General features: G+C 61.8%; 19 protein-coding genes. 10 read left to right on the top strand and 9 right to left on the bottom strand.

The window, feature by feature from the left end; genetic code table 11:
- The first annotated feature begins 3 nt into the window (after window positions 1–3).
- Together M1D68_RS13595 and M1D68_RS13590 are read left to right on the top strand one after the other, a co-directional pair.
- Entirely contained in the window at window positions 4–969 is a 966-nt protein-coding gene (locus M1D68_RS13595; RefSeq protein ID WP_434605981.1) for a peptidylprolyl isomerase, read from the top strand.
- A gap of 41 nt (window positions 970–1,010) precedes the next feature.
- Entirely contained in the window at window positions 1,011–1,970 is a 960-nt protein-coding gene (locus M1D68_RS13590; protein WP_457967087.1) for a LysR substrate-binding domain-containing protein, read from the top strand.
- Window positions 1,971–1,991: 21 nt separating this feature from the next.
- On the opposite strand, the gene mqo is transcribed toward M1D68_RS13590, so the two are convergent.
- Window positions 1,992–3,641 carry a malate dehydrogenase (quinone) gene (gene mqo / locus M1D68_RS13585; protein ID WP_457967085.1) on the bottom strand — a complete coding sequence of 550 codons (1,650 nt, stop codon included), beginning with the start codon at window positions 3,639–3,641 and terminating at the stop codon, window positions 1,992–1,994.
- 220 nt (window positions 3,642–3,861) lie between these two features.
- Between mqo and M1D68_RS13580 the strand changes: the two genes are divergently transcribed.
- A complete protein-coding gene (locus M1D68_RS13580) occupies window positions 3,862–4,647 on the top strand; it encodes a DeoR/GlpR family DNA-binding transcription regulator (protein WP_420763770.1) in 786 nt (261 codons plus the stop codon).
- Between the two features lie 91 nt (window positions 4,648–4,738).
- Window positions 4,739–5,665: a Gfo/Idh/MocA family protein gene (locus tag M1D68_RS13575; protein ID WP_457967082.1), complete on the top strand. Its 927-nt coding sequence runs from the start codon at window positions 4,739–4,741 to the stop codon at window positions 5,663–5,665.
- A 71-nt stretch (window positions 5,666–5,736) separates the two neighbouring features.
- On the opposite strand, the gene yghU is transcribed toward M1D68_RS13575, so the two are convergent.
- Entirely contained in the window at window positions 5,737–6,576 is an 840-nt protein-coding gene (gene yghU, locus M1D68_RS13570; protein ID WP_434559097.1) for a glutathione-dependent disulfide-bond oxidoreductase, read from the bottom strand.
- A gap of 331 nt (window positions 6,577–6,907) precedes the next feature.
- Here yghU and M1D68_RS13565 point away from each other — a divergent pair, with 331 nt between their 5' ends.
- Window positions 6,908–8,962, top strand: a complete 2,055-nt coding sequence (locus tag M1D68_RS13565; protein WP_457967080.1) for a 2Fe-2S iron-sulfur cluster-binding protein — start codon at window positions 6,908–6,910, stop codon at window positions 8,960–8,962.
- A gap of 19 nt (window positions 8,963–8,981) precedes the next feature.
- Here M1D68_RS13565 and M1D68_RS13560 read toward each other — a convergent pair whose 3' ends face one another.
- Entirely contained in the window at window positions 8,982–9,887 is a 906-nt protein-coding gene (locus tag M1D68_RS13560) for an AraC family transcriptional regulator (protein ID WP_457967078.1), read from the bottom strand.
- Between the two features lie 110 nt (window positions 9,888–9,997).
- On the opposite strand from M1D68_RS13560, the gene M1D68_RS13555 reads away from it, so the two are divergent.
- A complete protein-coding gene (locus M1D68_RS13555) occupies window positions 9,998–10,345 on the top strand; it encodes a carboxymuconolactone decarboxylase family protein (RefSeq protein WP_030140590.1) in 348 nt (115 codons plus the stop codon).
- Between the two features lie 122 nt (window positions 10,346–10,467).
- The gene (locus M1D68_RS13550) at window positions 10,468–11,022 is read left to right on the top strand and encodes a DUF488 domain-containing protein (RefSeq protein WP_457967076.1); all 555 of its coding nucleotides are present in this window, start codon (window positions 10,468–10,470) and stop codon (window positions 11,020–11,022) included.
- Here M1D68_RS13550 and M1D68_RS13545 read toward each other — a convergent pair.
- Complete coding sequence (locus tag M1D68_RS13545) at window positions 10,986–11,957, bottom strand: DMT family transporter (RefSeq protein WP_457967074.1); 972 nt, start codon at window positions 11,955–11,957, stop codon at window positions 10,986–10,988. The two genes, M1D68_RS13550 and M1D68_RS13545, sit on opposite strands and share 37 nt — an antisense overlap.
- A gap of 74 nt (window positions 11,958–12,031) precedes the next feature.
- Here M1D68_RS13545 and M1D68_RS13540 point away from each other — a divergent pair, with 74 nt between their 5' ends.
- Complete coding sequence (locus M1D68_RS13540; RefSeq protein WP_434559087.1) at window positions 12,032–12,886, top strand: LysR family transcriptional regulator; 855 nt, start codon at window positions 12,032–12,034, stop codon at window positions 12,884–12,886.
- A gap of 19 nt (window positions 12,887–12,905) precedes the next feature.
- Here the strand turns inward: M1D68_RS13540 and M1D68_RS13535 are convergent, their stop codons facing one another.
- Both M1D68_RS13535 and M1D68_RS13530 read right to left on the bottom strand, forming a co-directional pair.
- Window positions 12,906–13,178 (bottom strand): YceK/YidQ family lipoprotein, encoded by a 273-nt coding sequence (locus M1D68_RS13535; protein ID WP_434559085.1) that lies wholly within the window; start codon window positions 13,176–13,178, stop codon window positions 12,906–12,908.
- A 100-nt stretch (window positions 13,179–13,278) separates the two neighbouring features.
- Complete coding sequence (locus M1D68_RS13530; protein WP_457967072.1) at window positions 13,279–14,487, bottom strand: MFS transporter; 1,209 nt, start codon at window positions 14,485–14,487, stop codon at window positions 13,279–13,281.
- Window positions 14,488–14,603: 116 nt separating this feature from the next.
- On the opposite strand from M1D68_RS13530, the gene M1D68_RS13525 reads away from it, so the two are divergent.
- On the top strand, window positions 14,604–15,062 hold the full coding sequence (locus M1D68_RS13525) for a winged helix-turn-helix transcriptional regulator (protein WP_420763778.1): 459 nt from the start codon (window positions 14,604–14,606) through the stop codon (window positions 15,060–15,062).
- Between the two features lie 15 nt (window positions 15,063–15,077).
- Here M1D68_RS13525 and M1D68_RS13520 read toward each other — a convergent pair whose 3' ends face one another.
- The gene (locus tag M1D68_RS13520) at window positions 15,078–15,824 is read right to left on the bottom strand and encodes a substrate-binding periplasmic protein (protein WP_420763779.1); all 747 of its coding nucleotides are present in this window, start codon (window positions 15,822–15,824) and stop codon (window positions 15,078–15,080) included.
- A gap of 217 nt (window positions 15,825–16,041) precedes the next feature.
- On the opposite strand from M1D68_RS13520, the gene M1D68_RS13515 reads away from it, so the two are divergent.
- The gene (locus M1D68_RS13515) at window positions 16,042–16,737 is read left to right on the top strand and encodes a tRNA (adenine(22)-N(1))-methyltransferase (RefSeq protein ID WP_457967069.1); all 696 of its coding nucleotides are present in this window, start codon (window positions 16,042–16,044) and stop codon (window positions 16,735–16,737) included.
- 37 nt (window positions 16,738–16,774) lie between these two features.
- On the opposite strand, the gene M1D68_RS13510 is transcribed toward M1D68_RS13515, so the two are convergent.
- Window positions 16,775–19,078, bottom strand: a complete 2,304-nt coding sequence (locus M1D68_RS13510; protein WP_457967067.1) for an Orn/Lys/Arg family decarboxylase — start codon at window positions 19,076–19,078, stop codon at window positions 16,775–16,777.
- On the bottom strand, window positions 19,075–20,484 hold the full coding sequence (gene potE / locus M1D68_RS13505) for a putrescine-ornithine antiporter (RefSeq protein ID WP_434559073.1): 1,410 nt from the start codon (window positions 20,482–20,484) through the stop codon (window positions 19,075–19,077). The genes M1D68_RS13510 and potE overlap by 4 nt, the downstream gene beginning before the upstream one ends.
- Window positions 20,485–20,667: the final 183 nt, after the last annotated feature.

Below are 20,667 nucleotides of genomic sequence, written 5' to 3'. Positions count from 1 at the left end.
GCGATGAACAGGTTTAGTAGACTGGCTGGCATCAGTGCGGCTGTCCTGATGCTCGGCGGCATTGTGCTGACGGTGATCTCCAACCCTGACGGCGTATCCCAAGCCTCGGTGCCTGCGGCACAACCGAAACCCGCCAGAGCCCCGGCCGAGGCTGCACCGGCCGTGGCCAGTCTGGGCGAACTGCAACTGAGCAGCGCCGAGCTCAACGCTGTGTTGAGCGCGCTCACACCGCAGGTGCGCGAGCAGCTGCGCGGCAATCGTGGTGCGCTGGAGGGGTGGGTCCGAGCGCGCCTGGCAGAGAAAGCCCTGTTGCAGCAGGCCGACGCCCAAGGTTGGCAGGAGCGTCCGGACATCCAACAGATGACCCGCGCGGCTACCGAACAGATTTTGCTGCGCACTTACTTGCAATCCGTCAGCCAGGTCCCCGCCGACTATCCGGATGACCAAGCCCTGCAACAGGCTTACGAGAGCGCCAAGGACAAGCTGCAAAGCCCGGCGCTGTACCGAGTCAGCCAGATTTTCATCGCGGTTGAGCCGGGAGCCAACGAAGAACCGCTGCGCAAGAAAGCCACCGAGCTGGCTCGTCGTGCCCAGGCCCCCAACGCGGATTTCGCCGACCTCGCCCGGCAGTTTTCCGAGGACCAGGCGACGGCCCAACGGGGCGGTGACAGCGGCTTGCAACCGTTGCAGCAATATGTGCCGGAGATGCGCCAAGTCTTGAGCCGACAACGGGTCGGCAGCGTCTCCGACGCGTTGCGTAGCCAGGCGGGTTTTCACATCCTCAAACTGACCGACATGCAGCCGGCACGCGCCGCCAGCCTGGATGAAGTTCGTGAACAACTGCGCGAGGCGCTGCGCAATCAGCGCCAGGAACAAGTGGCCAGGGCCTATATGGAAGGGCTGGTGAGCAAGGCAACGCTGAGCATCGATGGCGCGCAACTGAATCAGGCATTGGAGTCTGTTCGTTAAGCGGTCCGGCAATTCGAGGGTCACCTTAGGGAGGAGGGCGTATGGCGTTGGAGGAGGTTGATCTCATTCACGAGTGTGCGCGGCAGGCCACCTCGGTAGGTACCGATGTCTTGAACGGCTTCAAGGATCTCCAGGCATTGGAGTTCTTCCTGGTGGCGGCCCGTTGCAGCTGTTTTATGCAGGCGGCGCGGAGCCTCAATGTCAAAGCTTCGTTGTTGCGCAAAAAACTTTCGCGGCTATCGAGCCAATACGGCCGTCCTTTGTTCGAGCACCGAGGCAATGCGCTGGTGCTCAGCCAGGACGGTCACCATCTGCGCAGCCAGTTGCTGGCCCACCGTGCGTTGCTGGCATTGCCCGGCACGTCCGAGGAGGACCAGGCGCTGGTTCGTGTGGCCATGGCGGAGCCCTTGTTGCATGACATCCTTAATCGCGACCTGCTCGGCTTCCTGCGCCAGCACGCCAACGTGCGCCTGAACCTGCTGCGCCTCGACAGCGAACCGGTCGAGGCGGATGTCATCGTCTGGCTCGCCGACTCGCAAGTCGTGGCTCCGACGCTGTCGTTTCCGGTGGCCGAGCTCAGTTGTCTCGCCGAACTGGAATACATTCCGCACATCGCCAAGCGTTATTCACGGGAAGCGAGCCGCCCGCGCAGCCTGGTCGAACTGCAGGACTACATGTTGGTGAGCCTGCACAGCCACGCGGACATTGCTTCCCTGCAGCCTTGGAATAGAGCAGTCGAGGCGCGTCGTTCTGGCGTCACCCACGTGAATTCCTATGAACTGATGCGCCAGATGATCCAGTGGAGCGCTTGCGTGGGCCTGCTGCCGCATTACGTAGGCGCGCTCGAAAAAAACCTGCAGCCGCTACCCGAGTTGTTCGGCCGTGACATGACGATGCAGGTCTGGATGGCCGTGCACGGCGACGAAGCACACCGGGAAGAAGTTGCCCGGCTGGCGGCGCTGGTCCGCGCGGCGTTTGAGGAACACCGGGAATGGTTCTAGCCCGTGCCGGCCAGGCCTCCTTCACAGCGCCAGGTCCGGGTCGGAGTCGCTGTGCTTCTGGCCCACCGGATCGCTGTTGGTCGGAGCCTTCGGCTCACTGTTGCCACGAATATCCGGTGGCGGTGTCAGTTGTAACACGTCGCTGGTGTATTTCCATTCCTCGTAGACACGGTCAGGATCGTCGTTGAGGCGTGTCCCGTAGCTGGGCACGATCTGGTGCAGCTTTTGCTGCCAGGCCGGGGAGGCGACCTTGTCCTTGAAGACCCGTTGCATCACTTCAAGCATGATCGGGGCCGCCGTCGATGCGCCAGGGGACGCGCCAAGCAGGCCGGCGATGCTGCCGTCCTGGGAGGCCACCACTTCGGTGCCCAACTTCAGCACGCCGCCTTTTTCCTCATCGCGCTTGATGACCTGCACCCGTTGGCCGGCTTGCCAGAGGCGCCAGTCTTCCTGCTTGGCCTGGGGGAAATACTCCTGCAAGGCCTTGAAACGATCATCATCCGACAGCATGAGCTGGCCGGCCAGGTATTCAACCAAGGGGTATTGCTCGATGCCGACCTTGGTCATGGGCCAGACATTGTGTGTGGTCATGCTGGTGAACAGGTCGAAGTACGAACCTTCCTTGAGAAACTTGGTGGAGAAGGTCGCAAATGGCCCGAACAGGACGACGCGCTTGCCGTCCAGTACCCGCGTATCCAAATGAGGCACCGACATCGGCGGCGCGCCGGTGGACGCAATCCCGTAGGCCTTTGCCATGTGTCGTTCGGCAACGCTGGGGTTCTCGGAGACCAGGAACGAGCCGCCGACCGGGAAGCCCGCGTATTCGTCAGCCTCTGGAATGCCTGACTTCTGCAACAGATGCAGGGCGCCGCCGCCTGCGCCGATAAACAGGAACTTGGCGTCGGTGGCGCTCGTTTCGCCGTCCTTGAGGTTCTTGTATTCAACGTGCCAGGTACCGTCGTCATTGCGGGTGATGTCGCGCACTTCGCTGGACAGCTTCAGGCTGAAGTTGGGTTTGCTTTGCAGATAGCTGACGTACTGGCGGGTGATTTCACCAAAGTTCACATCGGTGCCGATCGGCGCCCAGGTGGCCGCGAGCTTTTGATTCGGATCGCGGCCTTCCATCATCAAGGGTACCCACTTCTTGATCTGCTCCGGGTCTTCCGAATATTGCATTGGGCGGAACAAGGGGCTCGCCTGCAGCGCTTCGTAGCGTTTGCGCAGGAACTTGATGTTGTCGTCACCCCATACAAAGCTCATGTGCGGGGTGGAGTTGATAAACGAATGGGGGTTTTTCAAGACGCCGCTCTTGACCTGCCACGCCAGGAACTGCCGGGTGATCTGGAAGGCCTCGTTGATCTCGATGGCCTTGGTAATGTTGACGTTGCCTTGGTCGTCCATCGGCGTGTAGTTCAGCTCGGCCAGCGCCGAATGGCCGGTGCCGGCGTTATTCCAGCCGTTGGAGCTTTCTTCGGCCACGGCATCCAGGCGTTCGACCATTTCCATCGACCAGCCCGGTTCTAGCTCGTTGAGCCATATGCCCAGGGTTGAACTCATGATGCCGCCGCCCACCAGCAGCACATCGACTTTTTTCGTTTCCGCGGCCTGGGCACCGTTGACGCTCAATGAGAGGGCGACGCTCAGCAGGGTCGCAATGATTGCAGTGTTCATAGTTCCATCCTCGGCGACCGAGGAAGTCGCTCGTTAACGAAATGACGCAACCGACCTTGTGTTGACTGGCGTCACGGGGCGCTGTTCAGCGACCCGGCGGGAGAGGGTGACGAAAGGTGATTCAGCCTGGGCTGCGGCGGGGGTTTGACGACCCGAACAAGACCCGGCATATTGTGCTCGTTTATGTTTATTCATGCTCGTTTATGCAGGTTGTGATGTCATGAGCGCCACTCACGAAGTATTTCCCGGCGAGCGCCAACGCTTGATCAGTGAGCGACTCGCCGTCTATGGCCGGGTCATCGCGGCGGACCTGGCCAGCGAATTCAATGTATCCGAACACTCGATCCGCAGGGATCTAGGGGCATTGGCGGCGGCAGGCTTGTGCAAGCGCGTCTATGGCGGCGCGATTCGCCTGCCGGCGGCCGAAGCGCCCATAGACGTTCGGATCCATCAGGATCCGGCGCGCAAGGACGACCTTGCCCGGACGGCGGCGTCGTTGCTCAGCGCCGGTCAGCACGTCTTTCTCGATGCCGGGTCGACCAACCTGGCGATTGCCCGTGCCATCGATCCAGCGCTGCGCTTGACCATCAGCACCAACTCGCCCTTGATCGCGGTGGAGTTGATGAAACTGCCCAACGCCGAGGTCATCCTGCTCGGTGGCCGTCTGAACCCTGTCGCCGGTGGTGCGATCGGGCTGGCGGCCGTCCAGCAATTGCGCCAGTTCAATTTCGACCTGTGTTTTGTCGGTGCCTGCGCCATCGACCCGGACAATGGCGTGACGGCGTTTGGCCTGGATGACGCCGAATTCAAGCGTGCGGTGGTCGCGGCGAGCGGTCAGGTGGTGGTGGCGGTTACCAACCAGAAGCTGTCCAGCGTTGCTCATTACCAAGTGGCGACGTGTGAAGAAGTCACCGCGCTGGTGGTGGAACACGATGCACCCCATGAGCGGCTCGACCCCTTCCTGGAGCGCATCGCCAAGGTCATCAAAGCCCCCGCCAAGACATAAGATGCTGCAACGGGCCACGAGCCCATTGTCCGACAAGCGTTTTACGTCTAGTTTGCTGCCCCATCATAAGTACAAAAGTCAGGAGTCATCGATGCAACCGATCCGTCTCGGTCTGGTGGGCTACGGTAAAATTGCCCAGGACCAACACGTGCCCGCTATCCGCGCCAACCCTGCTTTCGAGTTGGTGGCGGTCGCGACCCAAGGGCAGCCTTGCGCTGGAGTGGAGAACTTCCAGTCCCTGGGGGAGCTGCTGGACAAAGGTCCGCGCGTCGATGCGGTCGCGTTTTGCACGCCGCCCCAGGGCCGGTTCGAGCTGGTGCGGCAGGCGCTGGAGGCGGGTAAACACGTCCTGGTGGAAAAGCCGCCGTGCGCCACATTGGGCGAGGCCATGGCGTTGGTGGACCAGGCGCATGCGGCAGGCGTCAGCGGGCTGTTCGCCTGGCATTCGCGTTATGCGCCCGGCATCGAGGCGGCCCGCGACTGGCTTGCCAGCCGCACGCTGCAAAGCGTCCAGATCGGTTGGAAGGAAGACGTGCGCAAATGGCACCCCGGCCAGGCATGGATCTGGCAACCCGGCGGCCTGGGCGTGTTTGATCCGGGCATCAACGCCTTGTCCATCGCCACCCACCTGTTGCCGCTGTCATTGTTCGTCGAGTCGGCCGAACTGCGGGTTCCCGACAACTGCCAGTCGCCCATCGCCGCGAGCATCAAGATGTCGGACGCGCGCGGTCTCGATATCCGCGCGGAGTTCGATTTCGACCATGGTCATGATGAGCTCTGGAGCATCGAGATTCGTTGCGCCGAAGGCACTTTGCGCTTGGACAACGGCGGTGCGCTGCTGAGCATCGACGGCGTGCGCCAGGTCGTGTCGCAGGAGGGTGAGTACGCGGCGGTGTACCGGCACTTCCAGCAACTGATCAATGACAAGGCGTGCGACATGGACCTGCAACCGCTGCGCCTGGTGGCGGACAGCTTTTTCGTCGGCAGCCGTACCTTGGTCGAACCGTTCTACGACTGAAATACCCCATGCCGGGGGTATAGCAGAGCTTCCATGGCGAGCGAGCTTGCTCCCTCGCCATGGTGCCTTGCCTAGCCCAAGTCCTGCGCCCGATGCCGCTCCGGCACCTGGCTCGCCTCATCGCCCCAGGTCCGGTTGACACGCTGTCCGCGCATGACTGCGGGCCGCTGGGCGATTTCCTCCGCCCAGCGCTGCACATGGGTGTACTCATGGGCGCTAAGAAATTCGGCCGCCGAGTACACGTTGTTCCGCACCAGTTGGCCATACCAAGGCCAGACCGCGATGTCGGCGATGGTGTATGCCTCGCCGGCTAGGTAGCGGTTTTCAGCCAGGCGACGGTCCAGGACATCCAGTTGGCGCTTGGCTTCCATGGTGAAGCGATTGATGGGGTATTCCAGTTTGTCCGGCGCGTAGGCGTAGAAATGGCCGAAACCACCGCCCAGGTAAGGGGCCGAGCCCATCTGCCAGAACAACCAGTTCAGGGTTTCAGTGCGGCCGGCCAGATCGCTGGGCAGCAAAGCGCCGAATTTCTCCGCCAGGTACAGCAGGATCGAACCGGACTCGAACACACGGGTCGGCGGCTCGACGCTGCGGTCCAGCAGGGCTGGGATCTTGGAGTTCGGATTGACCTCGACAAAGCCGCTGGAGAACTGATCGCCTTCGCCGATGCGAATCAGCCAGGCGTCGTATTCCGCGCCGGTGTGCCCGAGGGCCAACAGCTCTTCGAGCATGATCGTGACTTTCACGCCATTGGGCGTTGCCAGCGAATAGAGCTGCAAAGGATGCTCGCCGATCGGCAAGTCTTTTTCGTGGGTCGGCCCGGCGACAGGCCGGTTGATGCTCGCGAAGTGGCCACCCGAGGGGGCCTCGTGTTTCCAGACTTTGGGTGGAACGTAAGACGCTTGGCTCATGAACGTACCTTATCGTTGAGTGCACTTGTTCCGGGACGAAGCCACGACACGTTTGCGCTATGGCTGGCGTCGAGACGTGGACTCTAATCTATGGGCGCTCTGTCAGGCAGACAAGGGCAACCGACAAGATAAGTCGAGTCGACGGCGCAGCGCTTTGAAGGGTCATTCCATTTAATGAAACAGTGGATTTCAATCCATGCGTATTCCTGCGCCACCGCTTTGGGCAGAAGATGGCTCCACCTCATGCACCGTTCGCCATCGGTGTGATGGACCCTCCCTGACCAATGCGCATTCAACCCCGTTGCAAAACGGGGGGCGCGAGGAGTAGCTGATGAACGAAGCCACCAAAGCACAATCTTCGCCCTGGCATGAAGGGGAGTTGACCTTGCAGCGCTCCGTCGGGGCGGTTGAGATGATGGCCGGCGTCGGTCAGCGACAACTGGCGCGTACCTGGATGCCGGACCAGCATCGGGAGTTCTACGGGCAATTGCCGTTTGTGGTGCTTGGGGCAGTGGATCGTCAGGGCGATGTCTGGGCGACTCTGCGCACCGGGCAGCCCGGCTTCATGAATTCACCAGATCCTGAAACGCTGCATATCCATTTCGATGCGCAGCCTGAAGACCCGGCACAAGAAGGGCTGGGCGAGGGCGACGCCATCGGCATGCTGGGTATCGAATTGCACACCCGTCGGCGTAATCGCATGAACGGCGTGGTGCGCCGCGAGCTTGACCAGGGCCTGGAGATTTCGGTGACCCAGGCCTATGGCAACTGCCCGCGTTACATCAATCTGCGCCAATACCGCTTCGTCGATGAGCAGCCTGCTCCCTCACGTGAGCTGGAAGTAGCCGATCCTTTGGTTCGTCGTCTGGTCACCGCGTCAGACTCGTTCTACATCGCCACTTACGTGGTACGCGACGGTGAACGGCAGGTCGACGCCTCCCATCGCGGCGGCAAGCCCGGTTTCGTGCGCATGGACGAGGACGGGACGCTGACCATCCCGGATTTTTCTGGAAACCTGTTCTTCAACACGCTCGGCAACATCCTGCTGAACCCCCGCGCAGGCTTGGTGTTCGTCGATTTCCAGACCGGCGACCTGCTGCAGATGAGTGGTTCGGCGCAGGTGGTGTTGGAAGACCCGCAGATCGCCGCGTTCCAGGGCGCCGAACGGTTATTGCGGTTCACCCCGCAGCGCGTGGTCTACCGTTCGACGGCGATACCGTTGCGCTGGAAGGATCAGGCTGAAGGCGACTCGCCCAATTCACTGATGACCGGCAACTGGGAACAGACTGCCGAACGCTTGCAGGCCGAGGCCCTGCGTACCCATTGGCGTGCGCTGCAAGTCACGCGAGTGGTGGACGAAAGCCACAACATCCGCTCGTTCTATCTGCAAACCACCGACGGTGCCGGCTTGCCCCGGTTCGAGGCCGGGCAGCATCTGCCCGTGCGGGTGTTGTTGGAGGGGCAGGGCGTGCCTTCGATCCGGACGTACAGCGTGTCCAGCGCGCCCTCGGATGATTTCCTGCGCATCAGCGTCAAGCGTGACGGCGCGGTCTCTTCGCATCTGCATGAGCAGATCCAGGCGAGCCACGATATCGAAGCCCGGGCGCCACAAGGTCATTTCACGGTGGACGCCACCGAGCGCCGGCCGTTGGTGCTGCTGGCGGCGGGCGTTGGCATCACGCCGCTGTTGTCGATGCTGCGCGAGGTGGTCTATCAAGGAAAACGCATCAGCCGCATGCGTCCGGTCTGGCTGGTGCAAAGTGCCCGGCACGTGGCCGACCTGGCCTTTGGCGAGGAAATCGATGAGCTGGTGGCGCGTGCCGGTGACAAAGTGAAAGTGCTGCGCCTGGTCAGCCAACCGCCCGCCGACGGCAAACCCGGGCAGGGTTATGACGTGGCCGGACGAATCGATGTGGCGCTGCTCAAGCAACTGCTGCCGCTGGACGACTACGATTACTACCTGTGCGGTCCGGGCACGTTTACCCAGGCGCTCTACGACGGCCTGCGCAAGCTGCGTATCCCGGATGATCGCATTCATGCTGAAACCTTTGGTCCGTCTACGCTGGTGCGCGATATCGAGGTCCGCGTACCGGCCGCCGAACAGGTGCCGGCGGCGACTGAGGCGGTGAAAGTGCTGTTCTCCGGTTCGGCCAAGGAAGCCCGCTGGGAACCCGGCAGCGGGACGCTGCTCGAGCTTGCCGAGGCCCGCGGCCTGAATCCGGAATTCAGTTGCCGTGGCGGTTCCTGCGGTACCTGCAAAACCCGCATGACCCAAGGTCAGGTGCACTACCTGACCCAACCCGCCGAGCCCGTGGCCGACGGCGAAGTGCTGATCTGTTGCGCGGTACCGGCCCAGGGCAGCGAGCCTTTGGTATTGGAGGTTTGAAGCCGGCGATGCAAGCTGACTAGATCGTTCGCCTTACGCGTCCCGGCGCCTCGCCATAGGCCTCTTTGAATTTCTTGCTGAACGCCGCCTGGGATTGATAGCCGACCTGTGCGGCGATATCGCTCAAGCCCAGATGCGAATGGCTCAGCAGGCTGAACGCCAGTTCCATGCGCACCTGGGTCAACAGCACCCACGGCGAGACGCCGGCCACTTTGACAAACGCGCGCATGAAGTTGGCCCGGGACATGCTCGCCAGTTCTGCCAGGCCCCGAATGGTCCAGTCATGGGCGGGGTCATCCAGCATCGCCTGCCAGGCGCGGCCAAGGCGCTTGTCAGTCAACAATGCAAGCGAGCCGCTGTCCTGGCCGTGATTGGCCAGGTGCGCCCGCAGGATCAAGGTGAACAGAGCCTGGGACAACGCATCCAGCAAAAATCGCGCGCCTACCTTGTTGTCGTCCGCTTCGGCGCGAATCACCTCCACCAGCCCCTGTAGCGGACCATTGGCGGGCAGCGCGCCGCTGGGAATCACCAGGTACTCAGGCAGCGATGCGAACAGCAGCGAGGCACGATTGAAGTGGAATCCGCCACAGATCATGTCCAGTTCCGCGCTGGCGCCACCGATGCGGTGGACCGGCAGCGTGCCTCCGTTGATGATTTTCGGCGAGGTCGGCGCCACGGTTTTTCCGGGGCTGTGCATGACGTGTCGGGCGCCCCGGGGTAATAGCAGGATGTCGCCGGCGCGCATGGGCAAGCGCTGGCCGTCGGGGAACTCCACCCGGCATTCACCCGCCAGCACGATGTGGTAGGGCGCATTGCCGAGGGCTTGCTGTTCGCGGTGCAGGGCCCAGTCACCCTGGAACTGGCAACGCAGATCCAGGCTGCCGCGCACGTTCGCCAGGCTGATGAGTTTATCGATGGCATTCATTTGAGCGTTTCGCGACAAAAGCTGAGCGGATCGAACAAACCCGACCCGCACCCAAGTGGAAAACTGAGGGCGTTGAAACAGTACACCCAACCCACTCAGGAGTTAATGCCATGTTCAATAATTGGTCCGAATTGTTGCCTACCATCCAGAAAGCCTTTGGTGCCCTGGGCCGCAGCAACCCGAAAATGGTCAAGGCCTATATGGCCCTTGGCGAAGCAGCCAGCGAAAATAATGTACTCGACGCCAAGACTCGAGAGTTGATTTCCCTCGCTGTGGCGATCACCACTCACTGCGACGGTTGCATCGGCGTGCATACCGATGCCGCGATCAAGGCCGGCGCCAGCCGCGAAGAAGTCGCCGCCGCCCTGGCAACCGCTATTTCGTTGAATGCTGGCGCAGCTTATATCTACTCGCTGCGGTCGCTGGAGGCGTACGACACGCTCAAGCAACCGGCTTGATTGCGCGCTCTGCAAAGCCCCGGGCATGTTGTCGTGCCCGGGCTTTTGTGACTGGCGTGTTGGGAAACTAACGTGCGGCGCAGTTGTTCCTATAAAAACGCTCAGCTGAATCCGGATCCGTCATGGAAGAACCCAGCCTCTACACGATCGGTCATTCGACCCGCACCCTCGAGCAATTCGTGGACATCGTAAAAAGCTTCGATGTCGAGATGATCGTAGACGTCAGGACTGTTCCGAGATCCCGAACGAATCCTCAATACAACCTCGATACGCTTGCGGGGCTGTTGGAGCAGCACGGGTTGAAGCATGAGCAGATACGGGAGCTGGGCGGCCTGCGAAAAAAATCCAGGGCGGTAGCCGATGAGGTCAACGGATTCTGGGAAAACCGCAGTTTCCACAATTATGCGGATTACGCGCTGTCGGACGAATTCGAGACGGGCCTGGACCGCCTCCTTGCGCTCAACCAGGCACGCCGATGCGCCATCATGTGTGCGGAAGCGGTCTGGTGGCGTTGTCATCGCCGCATCATCACCGACTACCTGTTGATTCGCGGTGTCGACGTCTTCCATATCATGGACAAGGACAAGGCGACCCGGGCGGCGTTGAATCCGGCGGCACGACGCTCCGAACTGAAGCTGACCTACCCGGCGGTTTCCGATTCGGCAGCCGTTCCGTGAGGTTGTTTGCGCCGCGCCTCACGCGCTTCCCCTCGCACAACCAATCCGATCCCGACAGCAGACACCGCCATCCCCAGCGCCATTTGCCACGACAGCGGTTCGTCGAACATCGCCCAGGCCCATACCATCGTGATGGGCGGGCTCAGGTAAAGAACGCTGGCGACCCGGGTCGCCGAGGCCCGGCGCAGGCATAGCCAGTAGAGTCCATAGCCGCCCATCGTCGACAATCCGGCCGTCCATATGACGCTCAGGGCGAACCCGGTACTGGGGATCGGCGCCAGGCTGCCTTGCACGCCTTCGATCAGGGCAAAGGCCAGGCCCGAGACACAACATTGCAACCAGAGGTTCGGTAGCAGGCCCATGGATTGCGAGGCTGGCAGGTGTTTTTGCCAGAGCGTCGCCGCAGCGAGCGACAACATGCCCAGCAGTGGCAGCCCGTAGACCCACAACGGGGCGCTGCCCCACCCGAGCGCGCCATGGGTGCCCAGGGCAACGCCCGTCAGGCCTATGAACAAACCTGCCCAGACCCGCGGCGCCATGCGCTGCCCCAGGATACCCGCGGCCATCAGCGCCAGACCCATCGGCAACAAGTCGGCGAACAAGGCGGCCAGGCCAGCGGGCACACCCCAGGCAATGCCCTGGGTAATACCAGCCAGGTAACCCGCCATCGCCAGCAGTCCGATACCGGCGTTTTTCAGGAGGGTGACGAGGGCGGCACGCCTCAGTTGCCGGACGACGAAAGGAAACAGCAGGAGCGTGACCAGCACGCAACGCCAGAACACCACAAGCAGCGGCGGGGCGTAATCGATGGAGAATCGCGCGCCGACGAAGCCGGAGCTCCAGGCCACGAGTAATGCCGCTTCGAGCAAGGGCAACGGAATCAGCCAATACGCACTGGGCGGCAACGAGCGGGTGATCGATTTGGTCGGGTTCATGGTCACAGGCTACGAAAGCCGACTAATCTAATAAATCAAAATATCGTGCAGCACTGGTTTAAAAAGGTTGAATCATGACAGCCATACTGGATATCGAACTGATCCGGACGTTTCATGCGGTCGCGCGCCTGGGCAAGTTCAGCGGCGCGGCGCAGCAGCTCCACAAGAGCCCGGCGGCGGTGAGCGTGCACATCCAGCGATTGGAAGCAGTCGCCGGGGGACGTTTGCTGGACCGTGACAATCAGTCGGTTTCCCTGACTGCCTTGGGCAAGCGCCTGCTCGTGTCCACCACGGAGCTGCTCGCGACCCATGACCGCGTGCTCGCCGACCTACACGGGACACGGCTGGCGGGGCGCGTCACCCTGGGCGTGCCGGACGAATACGCCGATCATGTCATTCGCGACATTCTGCCGACATTCACCGCAGCCTGGCCAAACGTGGTCCTCGAACTCAAGACCGCACCCAGCTATGCACTGCGCGAGTATGTCCAACGTGCAAAACTGCAGGCCGCCGTACTCACCCAGCCAATGGACCAGCCTGAGGCGGCGGGCCAGATCCTGGTCACCACCACGCCGGTTTGGGTAGGCGCGACCCATGGGGCGCCGAGCGCGACGGACCCGCTCCCGCTGGCCGTGCATGCGGCGCAATGCCCTTACCGCCAAGTCATGCTGCAGGCGCTGCGGCAAAGCGGGCGCAAGGTGCGAATCGTCCTGGAGAGCCCCTCGAACCAGGCCATCAAGGCATGCGTGGAAGCCGGACTGGGAATCAGCCTGATCGACCGCGCCCGGGTGACGGAGAACATGCGCATCCTCGAGGGTTTGCCGGTGGTGCCCGATCATGAAGTGGTGTTCGTGCGCTCCCAGGCCTCACACGCCGATGAAGCGGTAGATCTGTTGGGCAAAGCGATCCAGCAGCGCTTTCGACTGTAAGAACAGGAGGAGGCGACGGCTATTCTTCCGCCGGCCTTATGTGAAAGATGGTGTAGGGCAGGATAAGCGTATCGGCGACAAAACTGAGGGGCAGATCGATGGCCGCGAGCGGCGCAAACGCACTGGCGTACGTCGCGTTATCCTCCGTCGCCGCTTCCTTGAGCACCTGATAATCGAAATACGTACCGCAATAAGGCTGCACACCGCAGAGCGACCCGGGGCCAAAGGTTTCGTTGGCCGTTGCGCAGCCGGTCAGCATTGCGATGGTTAGAGCCGCTCCGATGATGCGCATGGCGTTCCCTCGATATTGGAGCGCGACTGTAGCATTTGTGAAGGGTGAGTCGGTGCCTTGATCGAAAGCGCCTCGCAGCTCGCCGCGCACAAGTTATCGATCACGCCGATTTCTGTTCAGCGCACCCGCCCCGATGAATCGAAACGCCCCACAAACCCAACGCTCCAACACTGATCGACCCACCCAGCCAACTGACCGCGGCCCAGCCCCATAGCGCATAGACCTGGGTCGCGGCGGCGGCACCCAGTGCGCTGCCGATCGAGTAGAAACACATGTAGGCGCCGACCATGCGGCTTTGCGCGTCGGGGCGTGCGGCGAGGATGAGGCTCTGGTTGGTGACATGCACGGCTTGTACGGCGAAGTCGAGCAAGACCACGCCGAAGACCAGGGCGATCAGGGAGCTTTCGGCGAAGGAGATGGGCAGCCATGAGAGCACCAGCAGACCCAGCGAAAGACCCGTCACGCGTTGCCCCAGGCCTCGATCGGCCCAGCGACCGGCTCTCCGAGCCGCCAGCGCGCCGGCAACCCCGGCCAGGCCAAACAGGCCGATGGCGGTGTGGGAAAGCGACAATGGCGGGGCACTCAACGGCAGGACCATGGCGGTCCAGAGGACGGAAAACGCGGCGAAGATCAGCAGCGCGAACAGCCCCCTGATTCGTAACAGCGGTTCGGTCATGAACAGTTGGAACAGCGAGCGGATCAGGGCTGGATAGGGCTGCCGATTTCCCGGTGACGCCGTGGTGGGTGCCACTTTCCAGAACACCGTCGCGATGATCAGCATCAGTCCCGACGACACAAAATAAACCGCACGCCAGCCGGCGAGGTCGGCGATGAACCCCGAGATGAATCGCGCCAGAAGTATGCCCATCACGACTGCGCTGGTGAGGGTACCGACGGTCTGGCCTCGTCGGGACGGTGCCGATAGCACGGCTGCATAGGCCACCAGCACTTGGACGACGACCGCGAGCAGGCCCGTGGTGATCATGGCGCCCAGGAGGATGAGCCAATGCTGGGATGCGCCGACGGCCGCCAATGCAATCACGGACAACGTCACTAGGGTCAGGATCAGCCGTTTGCCGTCGATCCTGTCGCCCAGCGGGACGATAAAGAGCAAGCCCAATGCGTATCCAAGCTGGGTGGCCGTGACCACGATGCCGATCGAGGCGGGAGCGACGCCCAGGCTCTCGGCCATCGAGGCTAGGAGGGGTTGGGCGAAGTAGACGTTGGCGACGGCCAGTGCGCAGGTGATGGATAACAGGGATGTGAGGGCTGGGGACAGGCCTTGGCTTGGGATGATGTGTGCGGTCATGTGCGCTTTCCAATCTGGTGGCAATTAAAAACCGGATTGGATTTTTGCTTGAATGGGTTTTAATTTGCAACTAGTTTGGTGGAGCTACTCCCCTGCGTCAGCAAACAGGAAACCCAATGTCAGAAAACACCCCATCGCCTAACAGCGAATGCCCGGTAGCCCGAACACTGGAAATCATCGGTGACCGCTGGTCGCTCATGATCATCCGCGATGCCTTCGACGGCATTCGCCGCTTCAGCGAATTCCAGAAGAGCCTAGGCGTTGCCAAGAACATCCTCGCATCGCGCCTCAAAGGCCTGGTTCAAGTCGGTGTATTGCGCGTGCAGCCCGCATCGGACGCAAGCGCCTACAAGGAATATGTCCTGACGGAAAAAGGCCAGGAAATCTTTCCAATCGTGATCAGCCTGCGGCAGTGGGGCGAACGGTTTTTGTTCGCCGAGCACGAGACGCGGTCGGTGCTGTTGGACAACGCCTCTGGCGAGCCGTTGATGCCCATCGAGGTCCGCGCATTGAGCGGCCAGAAATTGCAACCGGGGGATTGCCACAGGGTGAGACGCATCGCCGGCGAGCCGTGACTCAGGCGCGTTGCTTCAGGGCTGGGCAGGCTGCTCATAGCGTTGCTGGATACGCGCCAATTCGCCGGACCGGCGCAGTTGCTCCAGCGCGTTGCTCCAAGCGGTGATCAGTTCGTCGTCACTGTCTGTGCTGAAGGCGATGTACAGCGACGAGCGGTAAAGCTCGATGGGAATCTTGCGCAGGGTGCCCGGCGCGATGTCCAATTGGCGGCTGTAGTACGCCACCCCGGCCGCGGTGTCGCCGACGATGATGCTGGTTCGTCCGGCAAGCAGCATGCGGTACAGCAGCCTGCTTTCGGTCGCACTTTTGTCCAGGTTATTGAAACCCAGCGATTGCAACGTCTGCGGCACCAGGCCCGCGTGCCGCGTGGTGATCTGCGGAGCGCGCAGCAGTTGTTCGAGAGAGTTGATCGGCGGCGAGCCGGCCAGTTGGTAGGCGTGGATGGATTCCTCAACGATCGGGCCGACCCATTTGTACAATGGCTCACGCTCCGGTGTGCGGAACAGCGAATACATGATGGTCTTGGGCCTGTTCTTCAGGATCTGCGTGGCGCGCATGCTGGGTTGCACCGACATCTCGAAATGATCGCCAGTCAGCGCCATGATGGCCCGGACGATTTCCGTGGTCATGCCGGTGAGCCGATGGTTCTCCACATAGTTGTAGGGTGCCCATTCCTCGGTAACGACCTGATATTGCCCGTGTGCGGTCGCCGGGCCGAGCAACAGGCTGAGCAGCACTGCGGCAGGCATCGAATACTTCACGTGTTCTCCTGATCAACGGTTCGCTGTTGCTGGCGAACCCAAGACAAGCATAGACCCAAACACGTGCCGGGCATCGGCGGCTGCTTCGTTATGCGAGCAATGCCTCAGTTCATTGTCGCAAGCGTGGCCGGTAGCAACTTTTACATTCCATCGCTGATAAAGTGGGCGCCCCGCCAAGACAGCGACAGCATAAGCAACGCAAAACAGGATTGAACGCTTGAACGAACAGACATTGTCCATGCGCCTTGAACGCGTGGCGGGGCTCGTGCCGACAGGGGCGCGCCTGGCCGATATCGGCTCGGACCATGGCTACCTCCCGGTGGCGTTGATCAAGCGTGGGGTGATCGCGGCGGCGGTGGCGGTAGAGGTGGCGTTGACGCCGTTCCGCGCGGCTGAGCGCACCGTGCGTGAAAGCGGCCTGGGCGAATGGATCAGCGTGCGCCTGGCCGACGGCCTGGCGGCGATCGAACCGGCGGACGGCATCACGGCGATCAGTCTGTGCGGCATGGGCGGCGAGACGATTCGCGACATTCTTGACAGCGGCAAGTGTCGCCTGAGCGGTCGGGAACGCCTGATCCTCCAGCCCAATGGCGGCGAACAGCCCTTGCGCCAATGGCTCATGGACAACGACTACCGCATCCTGTGCGAAGACGTATTGCGAGAAAACCGCTTCTACTATGAAATCATCGTCGCCGAGCGTGACGGGCCGGTGATGTACAGCGCCGAGGAGCTGTACTTCGGCCCGCTGCAAATGCAGGCCCGCAGCCCGGTATTCCTGGCCAAGTGGCAACGCATGCTGCGCCTCAAGCACAAGACCCTGGCCAATTTCGCCCAGGCGGAGCAGGCCGTGGCTGAAGAAAAAGTACAAGAGGTCGCGCGGCAGGTGCGGTGGATCAACGAGCTGCTGGCGTGAGCCCAGCGAATCTCGATGACATCCTCGATCCAATCGGCTAACGGTCCGCCGCGTCCTGTTTCAACACCAGCAACCGATAGACGCCGCCGTCATTTTCGATCCCGTGGGTGTCATGGGTGAAGCCAGGGAATGACCGGTCAAAACTCTCCAGAGCCTTGAGGTAAGCCAGCAAGGGTCCGTCCGATGGGCCTGCATTTTCCCCTGGCATCAACAGGGGGATGCCCGGTGGATACGGCACGATCCCCGTTGCCGCGATCCGACCGGCGGCCTCGTCCAGCGTCACCTGCTCGATTTCGTTTCTGACCAGTTTTTCATAGGCCCCCACGGGGCTGAACTGCGCTTGCGGCAGCGTGCCGAAAGCCTTGGCCATGGCTGCGGTGGTCTTGGTTTTTTTCATGGCGGCGAAGATCTCTTCGGCCAGGTCCTTGAGGCCCATGCCGGCATAGCGCTGTTGGTTGGCGCTCAACAGGTCGGGCAGGCACAGCTCCAGTTCGAGGTTGGCGTCGTAGTCACGCTTGAAGTCGAGCAGGGCGTTGACCAGGGTTCCCCATTTGCCTTTGGTGATGCCGATGGAAAACAGGAACAGGATGGTGAAGTCGGTGGTTTTTTCCACCACGATGCCTTGCGTGCCCAGGTAGGCGCTGAGTACACAGGCCGGGATGCCGAAGTCCAGCAGATTGCCGTCGTCGCCCATGCCAGGGCTCAGGATCGAGACCTTGATCGGATCGAGCATGCAGTAGCCGTCTTCAATGTCGCCGAAGCCGTGCCAGACCTCATTGGGGTGCAGCACCCAGCAACCGGGGTCGGCCTTGAGCCGCGCTGGATCGACCTCATGGAAGGCGATCGACTGCCCGTCCACTTGCACCATCGGCGGCTGCCAGCACGAGAAGAACCAATCGTCGTGACTGAACATCTCGCTCTGCATATGGGAAATGACCTGCCGGAAGGCGACAGCTTCTTCGATCGCCTCGCTGGTGAGGATCTGCCCGCTGGGCGCCTCCATCATCGCCGAGCTGACATCGCACGAGGCCATGATCGCGTAGTTGGGCGAGGTCGAGGCGTGCATCATGTACGACTCGTTGAAGCGCCCGTGGGGAATCGGATTGCGGCCATTGCGCACGTGGATCATCGACGCCTGGGACAGCGCAGCCAGCAGCTTGTGAGTGGACTGGGTGGCGAACACGGTCGGTTTCGACGGGTCGTGGTCGTCCGGGCTGCCGTGCATCGCAAAGCGGTCCTTGTACAGCGGGTTGAAGCGCGCGTAGCCATACCAGGCTTCGTCGAAGTGCAAGCGATCGACGCTTTGCCCCAACAGTTCCTCGACACGGGTGACGTTGTAGGTCAGGCCGTCGTAGGTGGAGTTGGTGATAATCGCGTGCACGGGTGTCGGGTCGATGTCGCTCTTGACCAACGGATTGCTGGCTATGGCGGCCTTCACGCCCTCGGCGCTGAGGGTCTGCGGCAGGATCGGGCCGATGATGCCGAAGCGGTTGCGAGTCGGCACCAGGTAGGTCGGAATTGCCCCGGACAGCGTCATCGCATGCTCGGCGGATTTGTGACAGTTGCGGTCGCACAAGGCGATCTGGTCCCGCGTCACGCTGGCCATCAGGATCACGCGGTTGGACATCGATGACCCGTTGGTGACGTAGTAGGTGCGATGGGCGCCGAAGACCTTGGCGGCATAACGCTCGCCTTGCCCGATGGGGCCGCTGTGGTCGAGCAGCGAACCCAGCTCGCCGACGGAGATGGACAGGTCCGAGCGCAGCAGGTTTTCCCCGAAGAATTCATAGAATGCCCGGCCCGCCGTGCTTTTCAGAAAGGCCGTGCCGCCGGCGTGGCCCGGCGTGTGCCATGAATATTCGTAGCTGCGGGCAAATTTCAGCAGGGCGCCGAACATCGGTGGCAACACTGCCTGGCGATAACGTTCGATCGCCGCCAGGATCCGCCCGCTCAGGAACCGGCTGGTGTCCTCGGGCAGCCAGATGAAGTCGTCGGCGTGTTGCATGACGATCAACGGCACGTTGGACGCGGTGCTGCGATCACTGATCAGGAACACCGGCACCCGGGTGTTGCGCTCGCGCAGCGCGGTCAGCAGGTCGATGCATTCGCGATGGTCTTCGCTGGTGTCTATTTCCCAGCTGAGCAGCACGCACTGGATGGCCGGGTCGGAGCTGAGGATCGACTTGGCATCGCTCAGGGTCTCGGAAGTCAGCACGCTGACGGCGCGATCCTCTACGTCACTGATCAGCTGGATCAGGGCCCGGCCGAATACGCTGCGCTTGTCGGGTGCGTTGGAGACGAGCAGGGCCAGCATCCCCAATAGATTTCGATGTTCCGTCATGGCAATGCCTCCAGGTTAGCCGGCTTCAAGTGGTTGACGGGAATGGGCTCGCCAACGATGTGCTGCGCCGCGACGGTCTGGGTCGGTACGCTGTTGTTCATGGCCTCCAGGCGGATCAGGCGGGTATTGACGTAACCGAACAGCGTGTAGCCGACGATGACCGCCACGCCGCCGAGCATCAGCGCTTGTTCGCCCGAGCTGTAGAGCGCCAGGTAACTGTAGGCCGCGGCGATGCCTGCGACGATATTGGTGACCAGAGCCTTGTTCGCCGGGACATTGGAAACCTTCTGCAGGGTCACCAGCGTCGCCATGGAGAGAATGTACGGCACCAGGTTGGTCACCACGGCGAGGTTCACCAGCGTATCGAACTGCTTGGCGAGGTCGGGACTGATGGTCAGCAGCGCCATCGCCGTCTGCATCGCCAGCAGGATCAACATGCTGATGATCGGCACGCCATGCTTGTTGGCCTTGGCGAAGATCGGCAGGAAGTAACCCGTGTCCGCCGAACTCTTGAACACCTGGGCGACGGTGAACTGCCAGCCGAGCAGGGAGCCGACGCACGCCAGCACCATCAGCCCCATGACGATGTTGCCCACCAGGGGCGTGAACATCTTGGCGAACACCAGGCCGAACGGCGCGGTGGAGGACACCAGCTCGGCGTTGTCGACGATACCGGCGATGACGTTGGTCGAGACGATGTAGATCACAGCGGCCCCGAGCGTCCCGCCGAGAACGGCGATCGGCACGTTCTTCTCGGGGTTCTCCACCGCGTCACCGTTGGCGCACGCCGACTCCAGGCCTAGGAAGGCCCAGAGCGTGATCGCCACCGATGCGCCAGCCGCTTCGTACCAGGGTTTATCGTGAGGGTTCCAACCGGCCGCATAGACACTGCTGTCGAACCAGAACCAACCAATAGTCGACACCAGCACCACCGGGGCAATGACGCCCCATACGGTCACGGCGCCGATCTTGCCGGTAACGCTTGCGCCGCCGAAATTGGCGAAGGTGGTCAGCCACAACAAGGCGATGGTTGCCAGGCCGACTTGCAGCGAGTCGAGCTGGATGCTGAAAAGCGTCTGGATATAGCCGACGGCCGTGATGCTGATCGCCACGTTGGCAATCAGCAGCGATAGGCCATAGGTGTAGTTGGTGATGTAGTTGCCGGATTTGCCAAAGGTGTATTCGGCGTATCCGCCCATGCCGCCGGTCTTTCGACTGAGCATGCCGCAGCGGGCGAACGCGTAGGCCAGCGCCAGGGAGCCCGTGGCGGTGATCAACCAGGAGAGGATGGAGATGCCGCCGACTTCGGCGAGCTTGGTGGGTAACAGGACAATGCCGGATCCCAGCATGTTGACGGCAGTCAGCATGGTGAGTTGCCCCACGCTCATTTTCTTGGCGGCTGACATTCCCTTGCCTCACATACTGAAAGTGACGGGGTTAAGTCATAGCAGAGGATCTCCAGTAAGCAAGAATCGCTCGCATCGCGATGACTCCATCTATCGAATAACCCGTGGCGAGGGAGCTTGCTTCCGCTGGCCGGCGAAGCCGTCCCCGGCGGTCTTCGGGCAGACCGCGTCGGCTGTTTGCCA

This window comes from Pseudomonas sp. R4-84, from assembly GCF_054130985.1.
Note: the sequence above shows the minus strand (reverse complement) of the source record. Positions and strands in the feature narration are given on the sequence as shown.